Annotated in this window: 28 protein-coding genes; 22 read left to right on the plus strand and 6 right to left on the minus strand. The window is 69.8% G+C overall.

The annotated features are described in order from the left end of the window. The first annotated feature begins 124 nt into the window (after nt 1-124). The gene (locus tag F0P95_RS11190; RefSeq protein ID WP_182334291.1) at nt 125-1,225 is read left to right on the plus strand and encodes an ABC transporter ATP-binding protein; all 1,101 of its coding nucleotides are present in this window, start codon (nt 125-127) and stop codon (nt 1,223-1,225) included. Here the strand turns inward: F0P95_RS11190 and ygfZ are convergent, their stop codons facing one another. Beyond that, nucleotides 1,226-2,086: a CAF17-like 4Fe-4S cluster assembly/insertion protein YgfZ gene (ygfZ, locus tag F0P95_RS11195; protein ID WP_182334292.1), complete on the minus strand. Its 861-nt coding sequence runs from the start codon at nt 2,084-2,086 to the stop codon at nt 1,226-1,228. A 39-nt stretch (nt 2,087-2,125) separates the two neighbouring features. On the opposite strand from ygfZ, the gene F0P95_RS11200 reads away from it, so the two are divergent. The 10 genes from F0P95_RS11200 to F0P95_RS11245 all read left to right on the plus strand — a co-directional run bounded on the left by F0P95_RS11200 (nt 2,126) and on the right by F0P95_RS11245 (nt 9,039). After that, a complete protein-coding gene (locus F0P95_RS11200) occupies nt 2,126-2,299 on the plus strand; it encodes a DUF1674 domain-containing protein (protein ID WP_182334293.1) in 174 nt (57 codons plus the stop codon). A gap of 53 nt (nt 2,300-2,352) precedes the next feature. Further along, nucleotides 2,353-2,745, plus strand: a complete 393-nt coding sequence (gene sdhC / locus F0P95_RS11205) for a succinate dehydrogenase, cytochrome b556 subunit (RefSeq protein WP_054665183.1) — start codon at nt 2,353-2,355, stop codon at nt 2,743-2,745. Continuing rightward, on the plus strand, nt 2,742-3,125 hold the full coding sequence (gene sdhD, locus F0P95_RS11210) for a succinate dehydrogenase, hydrophobic membrane anchor protein (protein WP_054665186.1): 384 nt from the start codon (nt 2,742-2,744) through the stop codon (nt 3,123-3,125). The genes sdhC and sdhD overlap by 4 nt, the downstream gene beginning before the upstream one ends. Nucleotides 3,126-3,128: 3 nt before the next feature. Beyond that, nucleotides 3,129-4,919 carry a succinate dehydrogenase flavoprotein subunit gene (sdhA, locus tag F0P95_RS11215; RefSeq protein ID WP_182334294.1) on the plus strand — a complete coding sequence of 597 codons (1,791 nt, stop codon included), beginning with the start codon at nt 3,129-3,131 and terminating at the stop codon, nt 4,917-4,919. A gap of 18 nt (nt 4,920-4,937) precedes the next feature. Further along, complete coding sequence (locus F0P95_RS11220) at nt 4,938-5,723, plus strand: succinate dehydrogenase iron-sulfur subunit (RefSeq protein ID WP_182334295.1); 786 nt, start codon at nt 4,938-4,940, stop codon at nt 5,721-5,723. Between the two features lie 112 nt (nt 5,724-5,835). Then, nucleotides 5,836-6,090 carry an FAD assembly factor SdhE gene (locus F0P95_RS11225; protein ID WP_054665195.1) on the plus strand — a complete coding sequence of 85 codons (255 nt, stop codon included), beginning with the start codon at nt 5,836-5,838 and terminating at the stop codon, nt 6,088-6,090. Further along, entirely contained in the window at nt 6,041-6,469 is a 429-nt protein-coding gene (locus F0P95_RS11230; RefSeq protein WP_182334296.1) for a hypothetical protein, read from the plus strand. The genes F0P95_RS11225 and F0P95_RS11230 overlap by 50 nt, the downstream gene beginning before the upstream one ends. A 44-nt stretch (nt 6,470-6,513) precedes the next feature. Further along, entirely contained in the window at nt 6,514-7,755 is a 1,242-nt protein-coding gene (locus F0P95_RS11235) for a lipoprotein-releasing ABC transporter permease subunit (protein WP_182334297.1), read from the plus strand. Next, nucleotides 7,748-8,458 (plus strand): lipoprotein-releasing ABC transporter ATP-binding protein LolD, encoded by a 711-nt coding sequence (lolD, locus tag F0P95_RS11240; protein ID WP_182334298.1) that lies wholly within the window; start codon nt 7,748-7,750, stop codon nt 8,456-8,458. Before F0P95_RS11235 ends, lolD begins: the two co-directional genes overlap by 8 nt. A 122-nt stretch (nt 8,459-8,580) precedes the next feature. Continuing rightward, nucleotides 8,581-9,039, plus strand: a complete 459-nt coding sequence (locus F0P95_RS11245; RefSeq protein WP_182334299.1) for a DUF6491 family protein — start codon at nt 8,581-8,583, stop codon at nt 9,037-9,039. A gap of 50 nt (nt 9,040-9,089) precedes the next feature. Here F0P95_RS11245 and F0P95_RS11250 read toward each other — a convergent pair whose 3' ends face one another. The 3 genes from F0P95_RS11250 to ftsY all read right to left on the minus strand — a co-directional run bounded on the left by F0P95_RS11250 (nt 9,090) and on the right by ftsY (nt 11,758). Further along, complete coding sequence (locus F0P95_RS11250; protein WP_182334300.1) at nt 9,090-9,365, minus strand: oxidative damage protection protein; 276 nt, start codon at nt 9,363-9,365, stop codon at nt 9,090-9,092. Nucleotides 9,366-9,395: 30 nt separating this feature from the next. Further along, the gene (gene mutY / locus F0P95_RS11255; RefSeq protein WP_182334301.1) at nt 9,396-10,454 is read right to left on the minus strand and encodes an A/G-specific adenine glycosylase; all 1,059 of its coding nucleotides are present in this window, start codon (nt 10,452-10,454) and stop codon (nt 9,396-9,398) included. A 77-nt stretch (nt 10,455-10,531) separates the two neighbouring features. Next, entirely contained in the window at nt 10,532-11,758 is a 1,227-nt protein-coding gene (gene ftsY, locus F0P95_RS11260) for a signal recognition particle-docking protein FtsY (protein ID WP_182334302.1), read from the minus strand. Between the two features lie 111 nt (nt 11,759-11,869). On the opposite strand from ftsY, the gene F0P95_RS11265 reads away from it, so the two are divergent. Further along, entirely contained in the window at nt 11,870-12,169 is a 300-nt protein-coding gene (locus F0P95_RS11265; protein WP_182334303.1) for a hypothetical protein, read from the plus strand. 83 nt (nt 12,170-12,252) lie between these two features. Here the strand turns inward: F0P95_RS11265 and htpG are convergent, their stop codons facing one another. After that, on the minus strand, nt 12,253-14,151 hold the full coding sequence (gene htpG / locus F0P95_RS11270) for a molecular chaperone HtpG (RefSeq protein WP_182334304.1): 1,899 nt from the start codon (nt 14,149-14,151) through the stop codon (nt 12,253-12,255). 167 nt (nt 14,152-14,318) lie between these two features. Here htpG and rsmD point away from each other — a divergent pair, with 167 nt between their 5' ends. The 5 genes from rsmD to ggt all read left to right on the plus strand — a co-directional run bounded on the left by rsmD (nt 14,319) and on the right by ggt (nt 18,155). After that, complete coding sequence (gene rsmD, locus F0P95_RS11275) at nt 14,319-14,963, plus strand: 16S rRNA (guanine(966)-N(2))-methyltransferase RsmD (RefSeq protein WP_182334305.1); 645 nt, start codon at nt 14,319-14,321, stop codon at nt 14,961-14,963. Beyond that, nucleotides 14,960-15,466, plus strand: a complete 507-nt coding sequence (coaD, locus tag F0P95_RS11280; RefSeq protein ID WP_182334306.1) for a pantetheine-phosphate adenylyltransferase — start codon at nt 14,960-14,962, stop codon at nt 15,464-15,466. The genes rsmD and coaD overlap by 4 nt, the downstream gene beginning before the upstream one ends. Nucleotides 15,467-15,510: 44 nt before the next feature. After that, nucleotides 15,511-16,002 (plus strand): hypothetical protein, encoded by a 492-nt coding sequence (locus F0P95_RS11285; RefSeq protein ID WP_054665221.1) that lies wholly within the window; start codon nt 15,511-15,513, stop codon nt 16,000-16,002. A gap of 126 nt (nt 16,003-16,128) precedes the next feature. After that, nucleotides 16,129-16,413, plus strand: a complete 285-nt coding sequence (locus F0P95_RS11290) for a YfhL family 4Fe-4S dicluster ferredoxin (protein WP_054665222.1) — start codon at nt 16,129-16,131, stop codon at nt 16,411-16,413. Next, nucleotides 16,410-18,155: a gamma-glutamyltransferase gene (gene ggt, locus F0P95_RS11295; protein WP_182334307.1), complete on the plus strand. Its 1,746-nt coding sequence runs from the start codon at nt 16,410-16,412 to the stop codon at nt 18,153-18,155. The genes F0P95_RS11290 and ggt overlap by 4 nt, the downstream gene beginning before the upstream one ends. A 78-nt stretch (nt 18,156-18,233) precedes the next feature. On the opposite strand, the gene pdxR is transcribed toward ggt, so the two are convergent. Continuing rightward, on the minus strand, nt 18,234-19,709 hold the full coding sequence (gene pdxR, locus F0P95_RS11300; RefSeq protein ID WP_182334308.1) for a MocR-like pyridoxine biosynthesis transcription factor PdxR: 1,476 nt from the start codon (nt 19,707-19,709) through the stop codon (nt 18,234-18,236). Between the two features lie 106 nt (nt 19,710-19,815). Between pdxR and F0P95_RS11305 the strand changes: the two genes are divergently transcribed. The 5 genes from F0P95_RS11305 (at nt 19,816) to F0P95_RS11325 (ending at nt 25,173) form a co-directional block, all read left to right on the plus strand. Then, a complete protein-coding gene (locus F0P95_RS11305) occupies nt 19,816-21,045 on the plus strand; it encodes a benzoate/H(+) symporter BenE family transporter (RefSeq protein ID WP_182334309.1) in 1,230 nt (409 codons plus the stop codon). After that, nucleotides 21,042-21,833: a YggS family pyridoxal phosphate-dependent enzyme gene (locus tag F0P95_RS11310; protein WP_182334310.1), complete on the plus strand. Its 792-nt coding sequence runs from the start codon at nt 21,042-21,044 to the stop codon at nt 21,831-21,833. Before F0P95_RS11305 ends, F0P95_RS11310 begins: the two co-directional genes overlap by 4 nt. A 69-nt stretch (nt 21,834-21,902) precedes the next feature. Beyond that, complete coding sequence (gene glyA, locus F0P95_RS11315; protein ID WP_182334311.1) at nt 21,903-23,168, plus strand: serine hydroxymethyltransferase; 1,266 nt, start codon at nt 21,903-21,905, stop codon at nt 23,166-23,168. A 110-nt stretch (nt 23,169-23,278) separates the two neighbouring features. Further along, nucleotides 23,279-24,169 (plus strand): MBL fold metallo-hydrolase, encoded by an 891-nt coding sequence (locus tag F0P95_RS11320; RefSeq protein WP_182334312.1) that lies wholly within the window; start codon nt 23,279-23,281, stop codon nt 24,167-24,169. Nucleotides 24,170-24,267: 98 nt separating this feature from the next. After that, a complete protein-coding gene (locus F0P95_RS11325; RefSeq protein WP_182334313.1) occupies nt 24,268-25,173 on the plus strand; it encodes an alpha/beta hydrolase family protein in 906 nt (301 codons plus the stop codon). Nucleotides 25,174-25,204: the final 31 nt, after the last annotated feature.

Raw genomic sequence — 25,204 nt, forward strand, 5'->3', positions numbered from 1 at the left:
TGCGTGGCAGAATGTTTCCACTGTATTCGTATTCGGAAGCGGTCGTCCCGACCGCATTGGCGACGCGCGTCGCCATCCACTTCGCCGGCCGCCGTGGGCATGGCCGGATTGAATGAGGCAGGCGATGGCGGACGTGCGGTTCGACGGGGTGCGCAAGGTCTACGACAACGGCCGGGTTGCCGTGCACGGGGCCAGTTTCGACATCGCCGACGGCGAGCTGATGGTGCTGGTGGGGCCGTCGGGCTGCGGCAAGTCCACACTGCTGCGGATGGTGGCGGGGCTGGAGGAAACAAGCGCCGGCACGCTGTCCATCGGCGGGCGCGTGGTCAACGACGTGGCGCCGAAGGACCGCGACATCGCCATGGTGTTCCAGAACTACGCGCTGTACCCGCACATGACCGTCGCCGAAAACCTGGCCTTCGGACTGAAGCTGCGCGGTCACGACAAGGCCGAGATCGCGCGGCGGGTGCAGGGCGCCGCCGACATGCTGGGCCTGGGCGGGATGCTCGGCACGCTGCCGCGGGCGATGTCCGGCGGGCAGCGCCAGCGCGTGGCGCTGGGGCGGGCGCTGGTGCGCGAGCCGGCGGTGTTCCTGCTGGACGAGCCGCTGTCCAATCTCGATGCCAAGCTGCGGCACTCGGTGCGCACCGAGATCGCGCACCTGCACCGCAAGCTGGGCACGACGATGATCTACGTCACCCATGACCAGGTCGAGGCGATGACCCTGGGGCAGCGCATCGTGGTGCTCAACGACGGCATGGTGCAGCAGATCGATACGCCGATGGCGCTGTACCAGCGGCCGGCCAACCTGTTCGTCGCCGGTTTCCTCGGCAGCCCGGCGATGAACACGCTGAAGGGGCGGCTGCAGGCGCTGGCAGATGGGCACTTCGAACTGGACATGGACCAGGAAGGACGGGTTCCGCTCGGTCGTGCGCCGCTGCCGGGCGCCTGGTCGGGGCGCGAGGTGGTGGTCGGCGTGCGTCCCGAGCACCTGCAGCCGGGTACCGGCGAGGCCGCGTTCGGGGTGCTGATCGACAGTATCGAGCCGGTCGGCAACGAGATGTTCGTGAACCTGCGCCATGCCGGCCGGGCGCTGGTGATGCGGGTGCCGCCGCAGGCGCTGCCGGCGGCGGGCGAGGGCATCGACGTGGCCGTCGTTCCCGCGGCGCTGCACTTCTTCGATGTGGCCAGCGGCCTGCGCCTGGATGCGGCGCAGGCGGCCTGATCAGCGCGCCAGACCGTCGAGCAGGTCGAGGCGCTCGATCGTTCCGCCCGCCACTTCCAGCGCGCCTGCGGGCAGGTCCAGCGGCAGCACCGCCAGTGCCAGCGCGCCGGCACTGCTGGCGACGGTGCCGACGCTGGCGCCGGCCTGCGTCACCGTGTCGCCGGGACTGCAGGCGACGTCGCCATGCAGCAGCACCAGCGAACGCTTGGCCTTGCCCAGGAAATGGGTGCGCGCCACGATTTCCTGGCCGGGGTAGCAGCCCTTCTTCACGCTGTAGGCGGCAAGCCGGTCCAGCCCCAGCTGCTGCGGCGTCCACTGTTCCTGCTGCGAGGCCTCCAGCCGCGGCAGCCCGAAGCGTAGGTCCCACTGGCGCCAGGCCAGCTCCGCGGCGGCTTCGTGCGGGGCGCTGCCGGCCGTGGCCAGGTACAGGGTGCGCGGGCAGGTGGCGGTGCCGACGTCCAGCTCGATGGCCCCCCCTTCGAGGTGGGCCAGCGCGGCGCCCTGGGCGCGCCGCGGCGGCTGCAACGCCGCTTCGATGGCCAGGGTGTCGGCGTGGGCGATGCCGACCTTGCGCCTGAATACGAAGCGCCGCAGCTGGTCGGCCATCGCCCCGGCGCCGCCGTCATGGCAGACCAGCAGCAGTTGCCCGGCATCCAGCCGCAGCAGCTGGAACACCGCCAGCACGCGGCCCTTGGCGGTCAGCCAGGCGTTCCACTGCCAGTGGCCGTCGGCCAGCGACGGCACGTCGTTGGCGAACTGGGCCTGGGCGAAGGCGACCGCATCCGGGCCGGAAAGGGCCAGTACCTGGGGCTGGCGCAGTGCGCGCAAACCGCTGAAGAAAGGGGCGAGGTTGTCAGACACGTGAACGGGGACTAAAATTTGTGCGTTGCGAGACCGACCATGATAGGCCAAACAACCCCCACTCCCGAGGACGGAACCCCAGCCCCGCCGGAACCGGAGAAGCAGCCGCTTCCCGATGCCGGAGTGGTACCGCAGGAAATCGGCGGACGCGGCGGACTTGATCCGGTGCGCTACGGCGATTGGGAGAAAAACGGTCGCTGCATCGATTTCTGAGCAGCGTCAGCCAACGCGGCAACCGCCGCCCAGCCGAGATAACGAGTCAGCGAATGGCGAACAGACCCCGCCCCCTTTCTCCGCACCTGCAGGTGTATCGCTGGCAGATCCAGATGGCCACCTCGATCCTGCATCGAGCCACCGGCATCGTTCTGTCCGTCGGAGCCCTGATCATTGCCGGCGGCCTGCTCGCCCTGATGATGGGCCCCGAGTCCTGGAACTGCTTCACCACCCATGCCAGCGCCTGGTACGGGAAGGTGATCCTGTTCGGCTGGACCTGGTGCTTCGCCTATCACCTGTGCAATGGCATCCGCCACATCGTCCAGGACTTCGCCATCGGCTACAGCAAGCCGACCTTCATCCGCAGCAGCTGGCTGTCGGTGATCGGCTCGCTGGTCATCACCGCGCTGGTCTGGGCCTATGTCTGCTTCGGAGGCGCCGCATGAACAATTTCCGCACCCCGCTGAAGAATGCGCGTGGCCTCGGCAGCGCCAAGTCCGGCACCGTGCACTTCATCCACCAGCGCCTGACCGCCACCGCGCTGGTGGCGCTGACCCTGTGGTTCCTGTGCTTCGTGCTGAGCCTGATCGGCGCCGACTACGTCACCGCCGTCACCGCCGTGGCCAAGCCGTGGAACGCGATCGCCCTGGTCGGCTTTCTGGTGGCCATGTTCTGGCACGCGCAGCTCGGCCTGCAGGTCGTGCTCGAAGACTACATCCACAACTCGCTGCTGGCCCTGGCCCTGCAGACCTCGGTCAAGTTCGTCGCCGTGCTCGGCGCGATCGTCAGCATCTTCGCGGTCGCCCGCGTCGCGCTTGGGAACTGATACATGTCCGCTTACAACATCACTGAACACAAGGTCGACATGGTGGTCGTCGGCGCCGGCGGCGCCGGCCTGCGCGCGACCTTCGGCCTGGCCCAGAAGGGCCTGCAGACCGTGTGCATCACCAAGGTCTTCCCGACCCGCTCGCACACCGTGGCGGCGCAGGGCGGCATTTCCGCCGCGCTGGGCAACATGGGCGAGGACGACTGGCGTTACCACTTCTACGACACCATCAAGGGTTCGGACTGGCTGGGCGACCAGGACGCCATCGAGTACATGGTGCGCGAGGCGATCCCGGCGATCATCGAACTGGAGCACTACGGCGTTCCGTTCAGCCGCACCGAGGACGGCAAGATCTACCAGCGTCCGTTCGGCGGCATGACCACCAAGTACGGCGAAGGCCCGTCCGCGCAGCGCACCTGCGCCGCCGCCGACCGTACCGGCCACGCCATGCTGCACACCCTGTACCAGCAGTCGCTGGCGCACAACGCGCGCTTCATGATCGAGTACTTCGCGCTCGACCTGATCTTCGACGAAGAGGGCGTGTGCCGCGGCGTGCTGGCCCTGGACATGGCCGAGGGCACCCTGCACCTGTTCCGCGCCCATGGCGTGGTGCTGGCCACCGGCGGCTACGGCCGTGCCTATTTCAGCGCCACCTCGGCGCACACCTGTACCGGTGACGGCGGCGGCCTCGTGGCCCGTGCCGGGCTGCCGCTGCAGGACATGGAATTCGTGCAGTTCCACCCGACCGGCATCTATGGCGCCGGCTGCCTGATCACCGAAGGCGTGCGTGGCGAAGGCGGCATCCTGCGCAACAGCAGCGGCGAGCGCTTCATGGAGCGCTACGCACCGCATTACAAGGACCTGGCCTCGCGCGACGTGGTCAGCCGTTCGATGACCATCGAGATCCGCGAAGGCCGCGGCGTCGGCGAGCACAAGGACCACATCCTGCTCGACCTGACCCACCTGGGCCCGGGCGTGATCGACGAGAAGCTGCCGGGCATCGCCGAGAGCGCGCGCATCTTCGCCGGCGTCGACGTGCACAAGCAGCCGATCCCGGTGATCCCGACCGTGCACTACAACATGGGTGGCATCCCGACCAACTACCACGGCGAAGTGGTGCGCAAGGTCGGCGACAACCCCGATGCGGTGGTGCCGGGCCTGTACGCCATCGGCGAGGCGGCCTGCGTGTCGGTGCATGGCGCCAACCGCCTGGGCTCCAACTCGCTGCTCGACCTGGTGGTGTTCGGCCGCGCGGTGGCCAACCGCTGCGCCGAGACGATCAAGCCGGGCGCGCCGCACAAGACCCTGGGTTCGGACGCCTGCGACAAGGCGCTGGGCCTGCTGGACAAGCTGCGCCATGCCAATGGCGACACCCCGACCGCCGTGATCCGCGACCGCATGCAGCGCACGATGCAGGCAGACGCCGCGGTGTTCCGCACCAGCAAGACGCTGGCCGAGGGCTGCGCGAAGATGGCCGAGGTGTTCGATTCGTTCCAGGACGTCAAGGTCTCCGACCGTTCGCTGGTCTGGAACTCGGACCTGATCGAGACCTACGAGCTCAACAACCTTCTGCTCAACGCCGTGGCCACCATCAACTCGGCCGAGCAGCGCAAGGAAAGCCGCGGCGCCCACGCGCACGAGGACTATCCGGAGCGCGACGACGCCAACTGGATGAAGCACACGCTGGTCAGCGTCGACGAGAAGGGCAAGTGCAGCTTCGACTACCGTCCGGTGCACATGTACACGCTCACCGACGACGTCGCCGTCGTGCCGCCGAAGCCGCGCGTCTACTGATCCGGGGAACCTACGAACATGGCTGAATTTGCACTCCCGAAGAACTCCCGGATCACCCAGGGCAAGCACTTCCCCGCCAAGAGCGGCGGCAAGAACGTGCGTACCTTCAAGATCTACCGCTGGAGTCCGGACGACGACCAGAACCCGCGTACCGACACCTACGAGGTCGACCTCGACGCGTGCGGCCCGATGGTCCTGGACGCGCTGATCAAGATCAAGAACGAGATCGACCCGACCCTGACCTTCCGCCGGTCCTGCCGCGAGGGCATCTGCGGTTCGTGCGCGATGAACATCGACGGCACCAACACGCTGGCCTGCACCCGCGCCATCTCCGACTGCACCAAGGCCGAGGTGCCGATCTACCCGCTGCCGCACATGGACGTGGTCAAGGACCTGGTGCCGGACCTGACCCACTTCTACGCGCAGTACGCGTCGATCAAGCCGTGGATCCGCACCCAGACCCCGGCGCCGTCGGACCGCGAACGCCTGCAGTCGCCGGAAGACCGCAAGAAGCTCGACGGCCTGTACGAGTGCATCCTGTGCGCCTGCTGCTCGACCAGCTGCCCGAGCTACTGGTGGAACGGCGAACGCTACCTGGGCCCGGCGATCCTGCTGCAGGCCTACCGCTGGATCATCGACTCGCGCGACGAGGACACCGGTGCGCGCCTGGATGATCTGGAGGATCCGTTCAAGCTGTACCGCTGCCACACCATCATGAACTGCGCCCGGACCTGCCCGAAGGGGCTGAACCCGGCGCTGGCGATCGCCGAGATCAAGAAGTTGATGATGGCGCGCCGCGCCTGATGCGCCGGCCCGCGCGATGCCCCGCGCATCGCGGCCATGGCGGCACCGGTCCCTCGGGCCGGTGCCGTCTTCGTTTACGCCACGGCCCGGCCGTGGCATCGGCAGGTGAGCGATGAGCCCTGAAGACGACATCGAACTGAAGAAGCTGCGCTGGCGCTGCCGGCGCGGCATGCGCGAGCTGGACCAGCTGTTCGGACGCTATCTCGACCAGCGATGGGGGCAGGCACCGACAGCCGAACGCGCTGTTTTCCTGCAGCTGCTGGAAACCGAAGACGACAAGCTGTGGCGCTGGTCCATGGGCTACGAGGCTTGTCCCGATGCGCAGCAGGCGACCCTGCTGGAGTACATCCGCACCCTTCCGCTGTGAGTGGCGGCCCTCGCGCTGGCAGGCCGGTGCGATGTGCCTGCTGGGCGTGCTGGCCGCCGTCGCGCTGGTGAACTGCGGGTTGCCGCGCTCCGTCGCATGGCCCGCGGCGGTGCTGGCTGCGGGCCGGGGGCTGGCCCAGGCGCGGCGCGGACTGCGCCAGCCGGCGCGGCGGCTGCGGGTGCCGCCGCCACCGGCCGCGGCCGATGTGGACGGCAGCGCGATCCAGGCGCTGGAACTGCTGGAGCGTGGCCCGCTGCTGGTGCTGCGCTGGCGCGGTGACGGGCGGCGCGGGCACCTGCTGTTCTGGCCCGATACGCTGCCGCGCGCGCGGCGACGTGAACTGCGACTGGCCGTGCGTGCCCACGCCGTTTCCCGTTAGCCGGCGGGGATGGCAACATGGCGCCACTCCACCGGCACACGCGCATGTTCAGACCCTTACCCGTCGCAATCGGATTGCGCTACCTGCGGGCCAAGCGCCGCAACGGCTTCATCTCCTTCATCTCCATGGCCTCGATCCTCGGCATCGCGCTCGGGGTCACGGTGCTGATCACCACGCTGGCGGTGATGAGCGGTTTCCAGAAGGAAATCCGCGACCGCCTGCTGCAGATGTCCGCGCACGCCACGGTCAGCGCCGATGGCGCGCCGATGCGCGACTGGCAGCATGCGGTGGACGTGGCGATGCGCGATGCGCGCGTGGCCGGTGCCGCGCCCTACATCGAGATCCAGGGCATGCTGGCCGGCCCGCGGGTGCAGGGCGCGATCGTGCAGGGCGTCGATCCGGCGCTTGAGCCGAAGGTGTCGGTGCTGGGCGAAAAAATGCAGAAGGGCTCGCTGGACAGCCTGCAGCCGGGCGAGTTCAACATCCTGCTCGGCAAGGAACTGGCGTTGTGGCTGGGCGTGGACGTGGGCGACAGCGTGGTGGCGACGCTGGCCGAGATCCAGGGCACCCCGGTCGGTGCGATGGCGCGGACCAAGCGCTTCAAGGTCAGCGGCATCTTCGAGGCCGGCTCCAACGAGGTCGACCGCGGCGTGGCCTTCGTCAACATGCAGGACCTGGAGCGGGTACTGCGGGTGGACGGGGTGACCGGCGTGCGCCTGAAGCTGCACGACATGGACCAGGCCTACACCGTGGCGCGCGACCTGGCGCTCAACCTGGAGGGCGTTTACCGGGTCAGCGACTGGACCCAGGAGAACGCCAACCTCTACCACTCGCTGCGCATGGAAAAGACGGTGATGGGCATCCTGCTGTCGCTGATCGTGGCCATGGGCGCATTCAACCTGGTGTCCTCGCAGGTGATGCTGGTCACCGACAAGCAGGCCGACATCGCCATCCTGCGCACGCTGGGGCTGACCCCGCGCGGGGTGATGCAGGTGTTCATGGTGCAGGGCAGCCTGATCGGGCTGATGGGCACGGTGGCGGGCGTGATCGGCGGCATCACCCTGACGCTCAACCTGGAGCGCATCCTCGGCCTGATCGAATCGACCTTCGACATCAAGCTGCTGCCGGAAGACGTGTACTACATCACCGGCCTGCCGACCGACATGCAGACCGGCGACATCGTGGTGATCACCGCGGTGGCGCTGCTGATGAGTTTCCTGGCAACGCTGTACCCGGCGTGGCGCGCGGCGCGCACCCAGCCGGCGGAGGCGCTGCGCTATGAGTGAGAACGCGAGCATGGAATCGGTGATCCGCGCCGAAGGGCTGGCCAAGACCTACGCCGAAGGGCGCATGCGCACGCCGGTGTTCGACGGGCTCGAGCTGGACGTGGCACCGGGCGAAACGGTGGCCATCGTCGGTGCGTCCGGCGCCGGCAAGAGCACCCTGTTGCACCTGCTGGGCGGGCTCGACGTGCCGACCGCCGGCGAGGTGTACGTAGCCGGCCAGCGCATGTCGGCACTGTCCGATGCGCAGCGTGGGCGCCTGCGCAACACGTCGCTGGGCTTCGTCTACCAGTTCCACCACCTGTTGCCGGAGTTCACCGCGCTGGAGAACGTGATGATGCCGGTGATGCTGGGCGGCAGCGGCGTGGCCGATGCCGAGCAGCGGGCACGGGCGCTGCTGGAGTCGGTCGGGCTGGGCCATCGGCTCGAGCACAAGCCGGGCGAACTGTCCGGGGGCGAGCGCCAGCGCGCGGCGGTGGCGCGGGCCCTGGTGAACCGTCCCGGCTGCGTGCTCGGCGACGAGCCCACCGGCAACCTCGACGACAAGACCGCGGCCACCGTGTTCGAGCTGATGCTGGAATTGAACCGCGCGCAGCGCACCAGCCTGGTCCTGGTCACCCATGACCGTGGCCTGGCCCGGCGCCTGGACCGGGTGCTGGAGCTGCGCCAGGCGCGGCTGCACCCGCTGGCATCCAGCGAGGTCTGAGCGTCCGCCCGGGTCCCGGGCGGCCCCATCCGGACGCCGGCTGAACAGGGCGGCGCCCATTGCTTGCGCGTCACATGGCGCGGTGCAAGATGGCGGGAGTATTCCCGAGCAGGAGGTGTGTCATGAAACGTCTGGCAATCGCCCTATTCGCCGTCGCGGCGCTGGCTGGCTGCGCCACCACCGGCAAGCTGTCCAGCAGCGAACGGCTGCAGCTGTATCGCGCCCATGCCGGCGCACCGGTCAAGGATTTCCAGTACTTCGGGTCCCTCAACGGCTGGACCGAACTCGGCGACAGCGCGCTGGCGGTATGGACCAAGCCCAATGAAGCCTGGCTGTTGAACCTGAGCGGCCCATGCATGGACCTGTCCTATGCCCCGGCGATCAGCGTGACCAACATGATGGGCCGGGTATCGGCCAAGTTCGACCGCGTGATCGTGCGCGGTGGCGGCCCCAACATGATGCGGGTGCCATGCCGGATCGACACCATCCAGCCGCTGGACGTGAAGGCGCTGCGCGCGTCCGAGAAGGAACTGCGCGAGGCCAGGATCGAGGCGCGCGCCGAGGACCAGGGCGGCAACTGACCGGGCCAGAAAGCGGGCAAGGGGGCTGGAAACGGCCCCCAGCCGGGGTCTCAGGGGGCGTCGGGCGCGACGAAGCCGGCCGGCTTTTCCGCGCCGCCGCCGAACAGGAACTTGACCAGTTCCTGCTCCAGGAACGCGCGGTGCTTCGGGTCGCGCGGCGACAGCCGGTTCTCGTTGATCAGCATGGTCTGGTGCGCCAGCCACGCCGCCCAGGCCTGCTTGCCGACGCCGGCGAAGATGCGCTGGCCCAGTTCGCCGGGGTAGGGCACGAAGTCCAGGCCTTCGGTTTCGCGTTGTTCGTACTGGCAGAAGACGGAGCGTGGCATGCGGTGTTCCTGTCGGTGGAGCGGGCCGCCTCAGTGGCGGTCGAGCAGCTTGCGGATCGGTGCCGGCAGGCCCAGTGCGGGCAGGTCGGCGCGGGCGACCCAGCGCAGGTCGCCATTGTCGCCCACCCGTGCGCGCAGGGCGACCTTGCGCAGGTGCAGCGGCTGCAGGTGCAGCCGGTAGTGGCTGAAGGTGTGGACGATCAGCGGCAGTTCCCCCGCGGCGTCGTAGTCGCCGTCGATGTTGCCGTCGAACCAGGCGCGCAGCTCGGCATCGGTATCGGCCTGCGGCAGTGTCCACAACGAGGCCCAGATGCCGGTGGGCGGCCGCTTGCGCAGCAGGATGCGGCCCTGGTGGTCCTCGAGCAGCAGGGCGCGCGCCTCGCGCTCGGGCAACACCTTGCCGGGCCTGGGCGTGGGCAGCGAATCCACCCTGGCCTGCGCGTGCGCCGCGCAGCTGTCGCGCAGCGGGCACAGGATGCAGGCCGGGTTGGCGCGGGTGCACAGGGTGGCGCCGAAGTCCATCTGCGCCTGGGTGTAGTCGGCCATGCGGCCGGCCGGCACGTGTTCGACATGGTCCTGTGCCAGCGCCCACAACTGCTTTTCGATGGCGGGCAGTCCCGGGTAGCCGGCGATGCCGTGGTAGCGGGTCAGCACGCGCTTGACGTTGCCATCGAGGATCGGGAACGGGTCGTTCCAGGCCTGGCCGAGGATGGCGCCGGCGGTGCTGCGGCCGATGCCGGGCAGCGCCAGCAGTGCGTCCGGATCGCGCGGCAGGTCGCCGCCATGCAGCTCCACGCAGCGCCTGGCCGCGGCATGCAGGTTGCGGGCGCGGGCGTAGTAGCCCAGCCCGGCCCAGTGCGCCATCACCGCGTCGTCGTCGGCTGCCGCGAGGTCGGGCAGGGCCGGGAACGATCGCACGAAGCGCTGGAAGTACGGGATGACGGTGGCCACCTGGGTCTGCTGCAGCATGATTTCCGACAGCCACACCCGGTAGGGCGTGCGCGGATGCTGCCAGGGCAGGTCATGGCGGCCATGGCGGTCGAACCAGTCGAGCAGGCGCGAGGAAAAAGCGTCGCTGGACCGGTTCATGCGCGCTCCTGTACCCGCGCCGGGAGTGGCATCAGTGGCGCCCGCCACGATGCCGGACGCCGCGCCTGCGTGGGCCATCAGCTGCCCAGCGCTTCCGGCAGCAGCGCATCGACGAAGGCTTCCGGGTCGAATACGCGCAGGTCTTCCGGGCGCTCGCCGATGCCGGCGAAGCGGATCGGAATGCCGAACTCACGCGCCAGCGCGAACACCACGCCGCCCTTGGCGGTGCCGTCGAGCTTGGTCACCACCAGGCCGGTGACGCCGGCGGCTGCGTGGAACTGGCGCAGCTGGTTCAGCGCGTTCTGACCGGTGGTGCCGTCGATTACCATCAGCACTTCGTGCGGCGCGGTGGCGTCGATCTTGCCCAGTACGCGGCGGATCTTGCTCAGCTCGTTCATCAGCCCGGCCTGGGTGTGCAGGCGGCCGGCGGTATCGGCGATCAGCACGCTGGTGCCGCGGGCCTTGCCGGCCTGCAGCGCGTCGAATGCCACCGAGGCCGCGTCGGCGTTCTGGCCCTGGGCGATCACCGCCACGCCGTTGCGCTCGCCCCACACCTGCAGCTGCGCCACTGCGGCGGCGCGGAAGGTGTCGCCGGCGGCCAGCATCAGGCTGTGGCCCTCGTCCTTGAAACGCTTGGCCAGCTTGCCGATGGTGGTGGTCTTGCCGACACCGTTGACGCCGACGGTAAGGATCACGAACGGCCTGGCGTCGCGGTCGATGACCAGCGGCCGGGCCACGGGCTGCAGCAGCGCGATCAGGTCGGCGCGAAGCGCGGCGAGCAGGGCATTGGCGTCGGCGAATTCGCGTGACTTCATGCGCTTGCGCAGGTCCTCGACCAGCGCGGTGGTGGCCGGGACGCCGACGTCGGCGGTCAGCAGCGCGGTCTCGATCTCGTCCAGCAGGTCGTCGTCCAGCCGCGGGTTGCGCGAGAACAGGCCACCGAAACTGCGGGCGAAGGCGCTGTTGCGCAGGCGGTCACGCCAGCCGGATTTGCCCGCCGCGGTGGCCGGGGCGGCATTGGCGGGGATCAGGGCGGCGTCGGCGGTATCCATCGACGCCGTTGCCTGGACCGGTGCGGCGATGTCCGCCGCTGGCGCGGGTACCACGGCAGCAGGCGCTGGCGAAACGGATCCGGGCGCCGCTCCCGCGTCGCTGGCGGGGGTCGCATCGGCGATGTCCACCGCCGGGGCTGGCTGTTCAGCGGGCGCTGGGATGACGGAGGCCAGTTCCTCGGCGCTGAATTGCGGGGGCTTGCCGGCCGCGGGGGCGTCCTGGGGTTTCTTGCGACGGAAAAAACTGAGCATGGATGAGAAAAACCGGGGCAGATGGACATGCTACCACCGGCGCTGGCGCCGGCCGGTCCGCAGGGGCGTGAAACGGGCTAAAGTCGGCGCCTGGCAGGCCGATGACAAGGCATGAACGCGATTCCCTCGATTGCCGCCTCCGGCATGCGCGTGGCCGTGATGGGCGTGCGCGTGGCCGCGCAGAACATCGCCGTGCAGCCGGTGCAGCCGGTCGGGCCGCGGCAGGTGCTGGCGGTGCAGACCATCGCCGCTGGCGGCGCCAGCGCGCAGGTGACCACCGGCGAGGGCGCGCCGGACATGGTCGCCGACCTGTTGGCGGCGCGGACCTACGAGGTGGCCTTTACCGCCAACGCGGTGGTGATCCGGCGCAACAGCGAGATGCTGGGGACGCTGTTCGACGCATTCGCCTGACTCCCGCACCCGGGCAGGCCCGGCGCAGCGCCGGGCCAACGCGGGGCGGCTGCCCCCCTCGCGCGCAAGGGGGGGCTCTGGACTCAGGCCGACAGTTCCAGCAACAGCTTGTTGAGCCGGCGCACGTAGCCTGCCGGATCCTTGAGGCCGTCGCCGGCGGCCAGCGCCGCCTGGTCGAACAGGACCCGCGCCAGATCGTTGAAGCGGTCCATGTCGGGCTCGGCGTCGAGCTTCTCGATCAGCGGATGCGCCGGATTGAACTCGAACACCGGCCTGCTCTCCGGCACCTTCTGCCCGCTGGCCTCCAGGATCTGCCGCATCTGCAGGCCCAGGTCCTGTTCGCCGATGGCCAGGATCGCCGGCGAATCGGTCAGGCGGTGGGAGACGCGCACTTCGGCCACGTCCTCGCCCAGCGCGGTCTTGATCCGCGCGGCCAGCCCTTCCTTGGCCTTGGCGGTTTCTTCCTGCGCCTTCTTCTCTTCCTCCGAATCCAGCGTGCCCAGGTCGAGGTCGCCGCGGGCCACGTCCACGAACGACTTGCCGTCGAACTCGTGCAGGTAGTTCATCAGCCACTCGTCGACGCGGTCGGTCATCAGCAGCACTTCGATGCCCTTCTTGCGGAACACCTCCAGGTGCGGGCTGTCCTTGACCTGCAGGTAGCTCTCGCCGGTGAGGTAGTAGATCTTGTCCTGGCCCTGGACCATGCGGCCCACATAGTCGGCCAGCGCCACGTCCTGCGCGCCGTCGCCGCCGTGGGTGGAGGCGAAGCGCAGCAGCCCGGCGATCTTCTCGCGGTTGTTGAAGTCCTCGGCGGGGCCTTCCTTGAGCACCTGGCCGAATTCCTTCCAGAAGCGCTGGTAGTCGGCGGGCGCGTCCTTGGCCAGCTTTTCCAGCATGTCCAGCGCGCGCCTGGTCAGCGCCGACTTCATCGAGTCGATCACCGGCCCGGACTGCAGGATCTCGCGGGAGACGTTCAGCGGCAGGTCGCTGGAGTCGACCACGCCCTTGATGAAGCGCAGGTACAGCGGCAGGAACTGCTCGGCCTGGTCCATGATGAAAACGCGCTGCACGTAGAGCTTCAGGCCCTTGGCGGCGTCGCGGTGGTACAGGTCGAACGGCGCGCGGCCGGGCGTGTACAGCAGCGAGGTGTACTCCAGCTTGCCCTCGACCTTGTTGTGGCTCCACGCCAGCGGGTCGGTGAAATCGTGGGCGATGTGCTTGTAGAACTCCTGGTACTCGGCATCGCTGATCTCCGACCGCGGCCGGGTCCACAGCGCATTGGCCTTGTTGACCGGCTCCCACTCCGGCGCCGCCGGCTGCTCCTCGTCCTGCGCCTCCCGGCGCATTTCGATCGGCAGGCCGATGTGGTCGGAGTATTTCTTGACCAGGCTGCGCAGCTTCCAGCCATCGGCGAAGCCTTCCTCGCCATCCTTGAGGTGCAGCACGATGCGGGTGCCGCGTTCGCGCTTGTCGATGGTGGCGACCTCGAACTCGCCTTCGCCGCGCGAGGACCAGTGCACGCCCTCGCTGGCCGGCAGCCCGGCGCGGCGGCTGTAGACGTCGACCTGGTCGGCGACGATGAAGGCCGAATAGAAGCCCACGCCGAACTGGCCGATCAGGTTGGCGTCCTTCTTCTGGTCGCCGGACAGGTTCTTCAGGAAGTCGGCGGTGCCCGACTTGGCGATGGTGCCCAGGTGCGCGACGGCCTCGTCGCGGCTCAGGCCGATGCCGTTGTCGTCGATGGTCAGCGTGCGCGCGGCCGGGTCGGCCTCGATGCGGATGCGCAGCGCGCCGTCGCCTTCCAGCAGTTCCGGCCGGGTCAATGCCTCGAAACGCAGCTTGTCGGCGGCATCGGCGGCGTTGGAGACCAGCTCGCGCAGGAAGATTTCCTTGTTCGAGTACAGCGAGTGGATCATCAGGTGCAGCAGCTGCTTCACCTCGGTCTGGAAACCGCGGGTTTCCTTGTGGGCTTCGGCGGTCATCGTCGGGTTCGCTCCATGGTTGCCTGGCCGCACGTTGGCGGCCGATGGCCTCACGGATGTGGGCCGGATGGCGGATTTCAAGATCGATGGGCGCTCCGGGCGCGTGCGCGACCGGGCCAGGCGGCCGATTCGGCTTATCATGCGGGCCCGTTCCCGTCGCCTGCCGCATGCCCCGTTCACCACGATCCCCCGCCCCGGCATCCCGGCGTCCCGCGCATGGCGGGGAAGGGCAGGTGCGCATCATCGGCGGCCGCTGGCGCAATACGCGGCTGCAGGTGCCGCCGCTGGAGGGCCTGCGCCCGACCAGCGACCGCGTGCGCGAGACCCTGTTCAACTGGCTGATGCCCAGGCTGCCTGGTGCGCGGGTGCTGGATCTGTTCGCCGGCAGCGGCGCGCTGGGGCTGGAGGCGGTGTCGCGCGGCGCTGCCTCGGCGCTGCTGGTCGAACGCGATCCGGCGCTGGTCGCGGGGTTGCGCGGCGTGGTCGAGCGGCTCGGTGCCGCCGGCCAGGTGCAGGTCGCCGCCGGCGATGCGCTGCGCTGGCTGGAAACCGCCGCGCCGGCGCAGGCCGACATCGTGTTCATCGACCCGCCGTTCGCCGCCGGCCTGTGGCCGCAGGTGTTCGAGCGGCTGCCGCGGCACCTGGCCGCGGACGCGTGGCTGTACGTGGAGGCGCCCGCGGACGCCGTGCCGCAGGTGCCTGCAGGCTGGCGCCTGCACCGCGAGGGCGGCACCCGCGACGTCGGTTATGCCCTGTACGTTCGCGCCGCTGCTACACTTCACGACGACCTGAACGCGACTCCGTCCGCATGACCCCGTCCAACCCGCGCATCGCCGTCTATCCAGGCACGTTCGACCCGATCACCAACGGTCACATCGACCTGGTGCACCGGGCCGCGCCGCTGTTCGAGAAGATCGTGGTCGGCGTGGCGCAGAGTCCGTCCAAGGGGCCGACGCTGCCGCTGGCGCTGCGCGTGGAACTGGCGCGCGAGGCGCTGGCCCGGCATGACAACGTCGAGGTGGTGGGTTTCGACACCCTGCTGGCGCATTTCGTGCGCTCGATGCATGCCGGGGTACTGCTGCGCGGCCTGCGCGCGGTGTCCGATTTCGAGTACGAGTTCCAGATGGCGAGCATGAACCGCCACCTGATCCCGGAGGTCGAGACCCTGTTCCTGACCCCATCCGAACAGCACAGCTTCATTTCTTCCTCGCTGGTGCGCGAAATCGCCCGGCTCGGAGGCGATGTGTCCGGCTTCGTGCCGGCCACGGTGCTGGAAGCGCTGCGCAAGGCACGCGAATCCCGCGTGGGCGCCTGACCCATCCCAACAGCTGCAACGAATCCAATAGAGGGAGACGATCCATGAAGAACACGATGCGCGTGATGCTGGCCGCTTCGCTGGTGCTGGGCTTCACCGCCTGCAAGAAGGAAGAGGCCGCTCCGGCCGCCGAGGCGCAGCAGGCGCTGGTGGCCCCGGCCAAGGACGACGACGCCGGCTGGCGCAAGTACCTGCAGGCCGTGGCCGTGCAGAACATGGGCAACATCACCAACAACCCGTTCCTGTACTACCTGGTGCCGGAGTCGGACCCGGAGTTCGCCGCCAAGTACGAGCGCCAGGTCGAAAGCGCCACCGCCGCCATCGGCCGTGGCGTGTCGCCGGGCAACATGCTGGCCTTCGGTTCGTCGGCCTCGTCGAAGATGGCCGACCTGATCGAGACCGCGTTCAAGGGCGTGCAGGCCGATTCCATGAAGGGCGTGCGCGTGGTGTACATCGGCGATGCCGCCGACAACGCCCGCGTGCAGACCATCGTGCAGCCGACCGGCGCCGACTACATCTTCGTTGAAGCCAAGTGACCCGTGTCCGGCCGGGCGTGCCTCGCGCATGCCCGGCCACTGCCGGCCCGGCAACGGGCCACATGGAGCCGGTGGCGCCACGCGCCCCCGGCCTGGCGTCGGCAGGCGCGGGCATGGAGCCGTTCCATGTCTCTGAAAATCAATGAGCTCTGCGTCAACTGCGACGTCTGCGAGCCTGCCTGCCCGAACAAGGCCATCTCGATGGGCGAGACGATCTACGTGATCGATCCGGCCCGTTGCACCGAATGCGTCGGCCATTTCGACGAGCCGCAGTGCGTGGTGGTGTGCCCGGTCGAGTGCATCGACCCGGATCCGGACATTCCCGAGACCCACGACCAGTTGCTGGCCAAGCTGTACGCGCTGCAGCGCGACCACCCCGAACTGTACGAACCGGAGACTCCCTCGGCATGAAACGTTTCGCGCGCTCCTTCCTGTTGTTCGCGCTGGTGCTGGCACCGGCGGCATGGGCGGCGCAGACAGCGCCGCAGGCGCTGGCCACGCACCCCGACGGCGCGGCGATCGCCAGTGGCCACGAACTGGCGACCAAGGCCGGCATGGAGATCCTGGCCAAGGGCGGCAACGCGTTCGATGCCGCGGTGGCGGTGTCGTCGACGCTGGCGGTGGTCGAGCCGATCAGTTCCGGCCTGGGCGGCGGCGGGTTGTTCATGCTGCACGACGCGCGCACCGGCAAGGACGTGATGCTCGACGCGCGCGAGACCTCGCCGGCGTCGGCCACGCCGGAGCGTTTCCTGGATGGCAACGGCGACCTGGACCGCGACCGCTCGGTCAACGGGCCGTGGTCGGCCGGCATCCCCGGGCTGCCGGCGCTGCTGGTGCAGGTCGCACGCGAACACGGCCGGCTGCCGTTGTCCGAGTCGCTGGCGCCGGCCATCCGCGTGGCCACCGACGGCTTCCCGGTGTATGCGCGCATGGCACGCGGCTATGCCGCGCGGCGCGAGGTGATGGAGCGCTATCCCGGCACCCGTGAGGTGTACCTGCGCAACGGCCGTCCCATCGCCGAGGGCGACATCTTCAAGCAGCCGGAACTGGCCCATACCCTGCGGCTGCTGGCGGACAAGGGCTTCGACGGCTTCTACCGCGGGCAGACCGCGCAGAAGCTGCTGGCCGGGGTGAAGAAGGCCGGCGGCCAGTGGACCGCCGCCGAGCTGGCCGGCTACACGGTGAAGGCGCGCGAGCCGATCGTGTTCGACTACCGCGGCTGGAAGATCACCACCGCGCCGCCGCCGTCCTCCGGCGGCATCGCGCTGGCGTCGATGCTGCAGATCCTGGAGGGCTGGGACCTGGCCAGGCTGGACGATGCGCACCGCACCCACCTGGTGGTGGAGGCGATGCGCCGGGCCTACCGCGACCGCACCTTCTTCCTCGGCGATCCGGACTTCGTGCAGATCCCGCAGAAGGTGCTGACCAGCCGCGACTACGCGCAGGGGCTGCGCGCGACGATCCACCCGGACAAGGCCACCCCGAGCGACCTGCTGTCGGGCAACCCGACGCCGCTGGAGGACGACGAGACCACCCATTTCTCGATCATCGACGGCGAAGGCAACCGCGTCGGCGGCACCCAGACGGTGAACCTGCTGTACGGCTCGGGCTTCATCCCGGCCGGCACCGGCGTGCTGCTCAACAACGAGATGGACGACTTCGCGCTCAAGCCGGGTACGCCCAACGCCTTCGGCGTGATGGGCTACGAGGCCAACGCACCGAAGCCGGGCAAGCGCATGCTCAGCTCGATGACGCCGACCTTCATGGAGAACGACGAGAAGGTGATCGTGATCGGCACCCCGGGCGGCAGCCGCATCATCACCATGGTGCTGCTGGGCATCCTCGGCTACGACGCCGGGCTGGATGCGCAGCAGGTCGCGGCGCTGCCGCGCTACCACCACCAGTGGCTGCCGGACGAGATCTCGGCCGAGAGCGGCGCGTTCACCCCGGAAGTGGCGCGCCAGCTGCAGGCCATGGGCCACAAGGTCGACCTGCCCGGCGACAGCGCCGACGGCGGGCGCGGCTCCAGCCACGTGTGGGGCAACCTGCAGACGGTGGAATGGAACCGGCGCAGCAACACCCTCAGCGGCGGCAGCGATCCGCGCAACCCGGTCGGCAGCGCCGAAGTGCGCAGGACGGGCAAGGGCGACTGAGTCCCCCAACGCACGCCGAAGCTGGCACGAGACCCCGCCGAGAGGCGGGGTTTCGCGTTCCAGGCCCGCCGCCCGCGCTCAGCGTTCGAGGCCGCGCAACACGCCGGCCAGCGTGCGTACCGCGGCCTCCAGTTCATCCGGCGCGTGCGCGGCGAAGCCCATCAGGAAGCCGCTCTGGTCCGCTTTCCCCGCGTAAAGCCCGCCCAGCCCCAGCAGGTCGATGCCGGCGCGGCGGGCCGCATCCACCGCCCTGGCTTCGGGGATGGCACGGGTGAGGAGGCAGGGCATCTGCATGCCCCCGGCCGGCACGCGCGGCTGCAGGTAGCCGCCGAGATGGCGGCCGACCAGCCGCGCCAGCAGGTCGCGGCGTTCGCCATAGAGCTGGCGCATGGCGCGCACGTGCGCACCGAAATGGCCGCCTTCGATGAAGCGGGCCAGGGTCAGCTGCGGAACCGGCGCGCTGTGCCCGTCCAGCAGCGTGCGCGCCACGGTCATCGGTTCCACCAGTGCCGGCGGCAGCAGCATGTAGCCGATGCGCAGGCCGGGAAACAGCGATTTGGTGAACGTGCCGATGTAGACCGTGCGCTCGTGGGGGTCCAGGCCCTGCACGCAGGCGGTGGGTTTGCCGGCGTAGTGGAACTCGCTGTCGTAGTCGTCCTCGATGATCCAGGCGCCGTGCCGCCGCGCCCATTCGATGACGGCCAGGCGCCGGTCCAGCGCCAGCGTGGCGCCGGTCGGGAACTGGTGCGACGGGGTCAGGAACACCGCGCGCGCCGGTGCCGCCTCGTGCAGCTGCTGCACGCGCATGCCGTCGGCGTCCACCGGCACCGGCACGCATTCCAGGCCGGCGGCCTCGAATGCGCGCCGCGCGCCGTGGTAGGCCGGGTCCTCGATGAAGATGCGGTCGCCGGCATCGAGCAGCACGCTGGCGCACAGGGCCAGCGCCTGTTGCGAACTGGTCAGCACCAGCACGCGCCCGGGCGTGGCGCGGGCACCGCGTTCGAGGTTGACGTAGTCGGCGATGGCCTGGCGCAACGCCTCCATGCCCTGTGGCGGGCTGTGCAGCAGGGCGGCGCTGCCATGCTCCCTGAGCACCTGCCGTTGCAGGCGTTCCCAGGTCTGCAGCGGGAACTGGCGGGTCTCGGGCAGGCCGGGGGCGAAGGCGCGCGGGGCCAGGAAGTCGCGCACGCCACCGTCCCGGAACAATGCCGCGCCGCGCCGGCTCAGGGCGGCGGCCAGCGGTGCCGGGCCGGCCCGGCGCGCCGCGGTGCGGCGCCGCCGCACGCGCTCCGACACGAAGCTGCCACTGCCCACGCGCCGCTCGATGAAGCCTTCGGCGTGCAACTGGCCGTAGGCGGCCTCGACGGTGTCGCGGGAGACCGCCAGCGAGCGGGCCAGCGCACGCGATGCCGGCAAGGGCCGGCCCACGTCGATCGCGCCGTCGAGGATCAACTGGCGCAGGGCGCGCTGGACGCGTGCGTGCAGCGGCAGCGCGGCATGCGCCGGGTCGGCGACCCAGGCCTTCACCGATTCAAGCTGGGCGTGGCGGAACAATTGGTCGGTATCCAACGGTAAAAGTGGATGGGTAAATCAGTCCATTGCGCGGCTATAAAACAGCCCCGGGTCCGCCCCGTCAACCGCCTGGAGCCAGCGTCCACCCATGCCATCGCCCGCCGTTCCCGCGCTTTGCCTGCGCGACCTGCCGCACCCGGTCATGGCCGGACTGGTCTCGGTCATCGTCAACTACGGCGGCACCTTCATCCTGGTGTTCCAGGCCGCCAAGGTCGCCGGCCTCGGGCCGCAGCTGACCGCTTCGTGGGTAGGGTCGGTCTCCATCGGCGTGGGCCTGACCGGGCTGCTGCTGAGCTGGCGCTACCGTGAGCCGATCATCACCGCCTGGTCGACGCCGGCCGCCGCGTTCCTGGTCACCGCGCTGGCGACCACGCCCTGGGCCGAAGCGGTGGGGGCCTTCCTGCTCTCGGCCGCGGGCTTCGTCATGCTGGGCCTGTCGGGCCGGTTCGAACGGGTGATCCGGCGGGTGCCGCCGGGGGTTGCCGCCGGCCTGCTGGCGGGCATCCTGCTGCAGTTCGGGATCAAGGCGTTCGCGGGGCTGGACGTCGACCCGCTGCTGGCCGGGGGGCTGATCCTGGCCTACGTGGTGCTCAAGCGCGTGAGCGCGCGCTATGCGGTGGTCGGCATCCTGCTGGCGGGGCTGGGCCTGCTGCTGGCGCAGGGACGCATCGACCTGGATGGAGTGGAGCTGCGCCTGGCCATGCCGGTGTTCACCATGCCGGTGTTCACTTTCGATGCGCTGCTGGGCGTCGCGTTGCCACTGTTCCTGATCACCCTGACCGGGCAGTACATGCCGGGCATGCTGGTGCTGCGCAACGATGGCTTCCGGACCCGCGCCGATCCCATCATCACCACGACCGGGCTCGGTTCGCTGCTGATGGCGCCGTTCGGTTCGCATGCCTTCAACATCGCCGCGATCACGGCAGCGATATGCACCGGGCGCGAGGCGCACGAGGATCCATCCAGGCGCTGGATCGCCGGCGTCGCCGCCGGTGTGTTCTACCTGCTCGTGGGCCTGTTCGGGGTGACGCTGGCGGCGCTGTTCATGGCATTGCCGGCGACCTTCATCACCACGCTGGCGGGGCTGGCCCTGCTGGGCACCCTGGGCGGCAGCCTGGCCACGGCGGTGGCCGATGCGCGCACCCGCGAGGCGGCGCTGATCACCTTCCTGGCCGCGGCCGCCAACATCACCCTGTTCGGCATCGGCGGCGCATTCTGGGGGCTGGTGATCGGGTTGCTGGCGCACCTGCTGCTCAACGGCCGGCTGCCGGCTGGCCCGCAGCCGGCGGTGGCCGATACGGGAGCTGGCCGTCCATGATCGCGGCCACCCTTACCGCGCACGAACGCCACGGCCGCTACCCGCAGGCGCTTGCGGTCGACGATTTCCGCCGCAACCTGGCGGCGGTGCAGGCGCGCATCGCCGCGGCCTGCCACCGCGCCGGCCGCGACCCGGCCGGGGTACGCCTGCTGCCGGTCAGCAAGACCATCGACGAGGCCCGCATCCGCCAGGCCTATGCCGCCGGCTGCCGCTTCCTCGGCGAAAACAAGGTGCAGGAAGCGCACCACAAGTGGGAGGCGATGCAGGACCTGACCGACCTGCACTGGTCGGTGATCGGCCACCTGCAGACCAACAAGGCCAAGCTGGTGGCGCGCTTCGCCAGCGAGTTCCAGGCGCTGGACAGCCTGCGCCTGGCCGAGACCCTGGACCGCCGCCTGCAGCTGGAAGGCCGCCAGCTGGACGTGTTCGTGCAGGTCAACACCTCCGGCGAGGACAGCAAGTACGGGCTGGCGCCGGCCGACGTGCCCGGTTTCATCGCCGGACTGCCGCGGTTTCAGTGCCTGCGGGTACGCGGGCTGATGACCCTGGCGCTGTTCTCCGACGATGCCGCGCGGGTGCGCGCCTGCTTCGTGCGCCTGCGCGAACTGCGCGACCGCCTGCGCCAGCAGGCGCCGGACGGCATCGGCCTGGACGCGCTGTCGATGGGCATGTCCGGCGATTTCGAGATCGCCATCGAGGAGGGCGCCACCGTAGTGCGCGTCGGCCAGGCCATCTTCGGCGCGCGCGACACCCCCGACAGCCATTACTGGCCGGCCGCCGGTCCATGAGCCGGCCCCTTTCCCACGCCACGCCGGACCGGCCGGTCCGGCCCCGATCCAAGCCCAGGAGCCGCCCCCATGCATGACCCATCGTCGCGCCTTGCCGATTTCGATCCCGAACTGGCCGCGGCCATCCACGCCGAGGAGTGCCGTCAGGAGGACCATGTCGAACTGATCGCATCGGAGAACTACGCCAGCCCACGGGTGCGCGCGGTGCAGGATTCGGTGTTCACCAACAAGTACGCCGAGGGCTATCCCGGTCGCCGCTACTACAGCGGCTGCGGCAACGTGGACGTGGCCGAGCGCCTGGCGATCGAACGTGCCCGGCAGCTGTTCGGCTGCGACTACGCCAACGTGCAGCCGCATGCCGGCGCCCAGGCCAATGCCGCGGTGTTCCTGGCCCTGGCCGATCCGGGCGACACGGTGATGGGCATGAACCTGGCCCAGGGCGGACACCTGACCCACGGCAACCCGTCCAACTTCTCCGGCCGGCACTACCGCATCGTGCCCTATGGGCTCGATCCGGAAACCGGGCTGGTCGACTACGACGCGATGGAGCGCATCGCGCTGGAGACACGGCCGCGGCTGCTGATCGGCGGCTTTTCGGCCTACTCGCGGCACAAGGACTGGGCGCGCATGCGGGCCATCGCCGACCGTGTCGGCGCGTTGTTCTGGGTGGACATGGCGCACGTGGCCGGGCTGGTCGCGGCCGGGGAGTACCCGGACCCGCTGTCCCATGCGCACGTGGTCACCAGCACCACGCACAAGACCCTGCGCGGCCCGCGTGGCGGCCTGATCCTGGCCAGCGGGCAGGGCGCCGATTTCTACAGGAAGCTCGACTCGGCGGTGTTCCCCGGGGTGCAGGGCGGCCCGCTGATGCATGTGATCGCGGCCAAGGCGGTGGCCTTCAAGGAGGCTCTGCGGCCGGAGTTCAGGGCCTACCAGCGACAGGTACTGGCCAATGCGCGGGCGATGGCGGCGGCGATCCAGCGGCGCGGCTACCGGATCGTGTCCGGCGGTACCGACAACCACCTGATGCTGATCGACCTGCGCGACCGCCCGTATACCGGAACCCAGGCCGATGCGGCGCTGGACGATGCCGGCATCACCACCAACAAGAACTCGGTTCCGGGCGATGCGCGCCCGCCGTGGGTGACCTCGGGCCTGCGCATCGGTACCCCGGCGGTGACCACCCGCGGCTTTGGCGTGGCCGAGTGCACGCAGCTGGCCGGTTGGCTGTGCGACGTGCTCGATGCGCTGGGCGAGGGCGCGCATGCGCAGGTCGCCGCGCGCATCCGCGGGCAGGTCGTGGCGCTGTGCCGGGCGCATCCGGTGTATCGCTGAGCGCCGTCGCGGCAGCCGCGGCGATGGTCCCCCGGAGGCGCCCCCGGGGGCGATGCCAGGACCGTTGCCGGCTTGCGAATATTTAACGCAACGGCGGTAGAATTTTTCATATGAAACTATGGTCGATCCGTGGCAACAGCCAGAAGCTGGACGGTGGGGCGATGTTCGGCAACGCGCCCAAGGCCGTGTGGGAAAAATGGTCGCCGGCCGATGACCTGAACCGCATCGAGCTGGCCTGCCGCGCGTTGCTGGCCAGCCCGCTGGGCGGCAAGACGGTGCTGTTCGAGACCGGCATCGGTGCGTTCTTCGAGCCGAAGCTGCGCGAACGCTACGGCGTGCAGGAGTCGCGCCATGTCCTGATCGATTCGCTGCGCGAAGCCGGCTTCGAGCACGAGGACATCGACGTGGTGGTGCTCAGCCACCTGCACTTCGATCACGCCGGTGGACTGCTGGCGCCCTGGTCGGAAGGGCGCGGGCCGGAACTGCTGTTTCCCAACGCGACCTTCGTGGTCGGCGCCACGCACTGGGAGCGGGCGCGGCATCCGCATCCGCGCGACCGCGCCAGTTTCATCCCGGAACTGCCGGGGCTGCTGGAGGCCAGCGGACGCCTGGAAATCGTCTCCGGCGCGCGTTCGCAGGCGCTGGGCGAGTCGGTGCGTTTCAGCTTCAGCGACGGGCATACGCCGGGCCTGATGCTGGCCGAGATCGTCGGCCCGGAGCGTATCGGCGGCCAGCCGCATGGCGGCCTGGTGTTCTGCGCCGACCTGATCCCGGGCCGCTCGTGGGTGCACGTGCCGATCACCATGGGCTACGACCGCAACGCGGAACTGCTGATCGACGAGAAGCGCGCCTTCCTCGAGGACAAGCTGGCCCGCAACGTGCACCTGTTCTTCACCCACGACCCGCAGTGCGCGATGGCCCGGGTGACCCGCGACGACAAGGGCCGCTTCGGCGTCGCCCATGAGGTCGCCGAACTGCGCGCGCGTTCGCTGGCGGCCTGAAAAAGTGACTTCCGGCACCGCGCACGGGTGACCGCCGGCCCGTGCCGCGTGCGGCCGCGTTGCCCAGACTGGTCCCGTCTTCCAACGCGGGATCGAGCATGAAACAGCAGCAGGACAGTCGTCTTCCACGGCGGCCGGCCGACGGCCGGCACGGGCGGGTGCGCGCCATGGGCACGCGCCATGTCTTTGGTGGCGTGCTCGCGCTGGTGCTGGCCATGCTGGGCGTGGCCCAGCACGCCGTCGCCGCCCCCAGTGCCACGCGGCCGCTGCAGGTATCGCCCGGGCGTGCCACTACGCTGGCGATCTGGGAGCCAGCGCAGGTACGCGGCGTGGTGTTGTTCTCCAGCGGGCATGGTGCCTGGCCGGAGCGCTACGAGCGCCTGCTGCAGTCCTGGGCCGACGCCGGTTTCGTGGTGCTGGCGCCGCTGCACGTGGACTCGCTCAGGTACCCGGGGCGCGAAGCGTTCTCGCTGCAGCAGGGGTTCGGCGAGCGCCTGGCCGACATGCGTGCGACCAGCGCCTATGCCAGGGCGCATTGGCCGGATGTGCCGGTGGCCGCGGCCGGGCACAGCCTGGGCACGCTGATCTCGGCGGTATTGGGGGGTGCCCTGGCCGAGCTCGGGCCGCTGCGCGATCCCACGGTGGTGGCGGTGCTGGGCTATTCCTCGCCCGGCCGCATCGCCGGACTGATCGGGCCGGATTCCTATGCATCGCTGGCGGTGCCGCTGTTGCTGGTGACCGGCGACGAGGACCGGGTGCCGGGCTTCGTTACCGACCCGGCCGACCATCTGTATCCGGTGCAGACCGCGCCGGCCGGCGACCGGCGTGCGGTGGTGCTCCCCGGCGGTGGCCACAACCTGATCGGCGGGGAGCCGGAAGCGCTGTTCGAGCGTGCCCGGCAGCTGGGGACCGCATTCCTGCAATCGCGGCTGCTGGGCGATGAGCCGGCGCGGCAGTGGCTGGATGCAGCGCCGCCGGCGGGCGAACGCGGGCTGCGCCGCTGACCCGGCCGGTTGTCGCCATGGCGCGGGTCGC

The sequence above is a fragment of the Stenotrophomonas acidaminiphila genome (assembly GCF_014109845.1).
Lineage (GTDB): Bacteria > Pseudomonadota > Gammaproteobacteria > Xanthomonadales > Xanthomonadaceae > Stenotrophomonas > Stenotrophomonas acidaminiphila.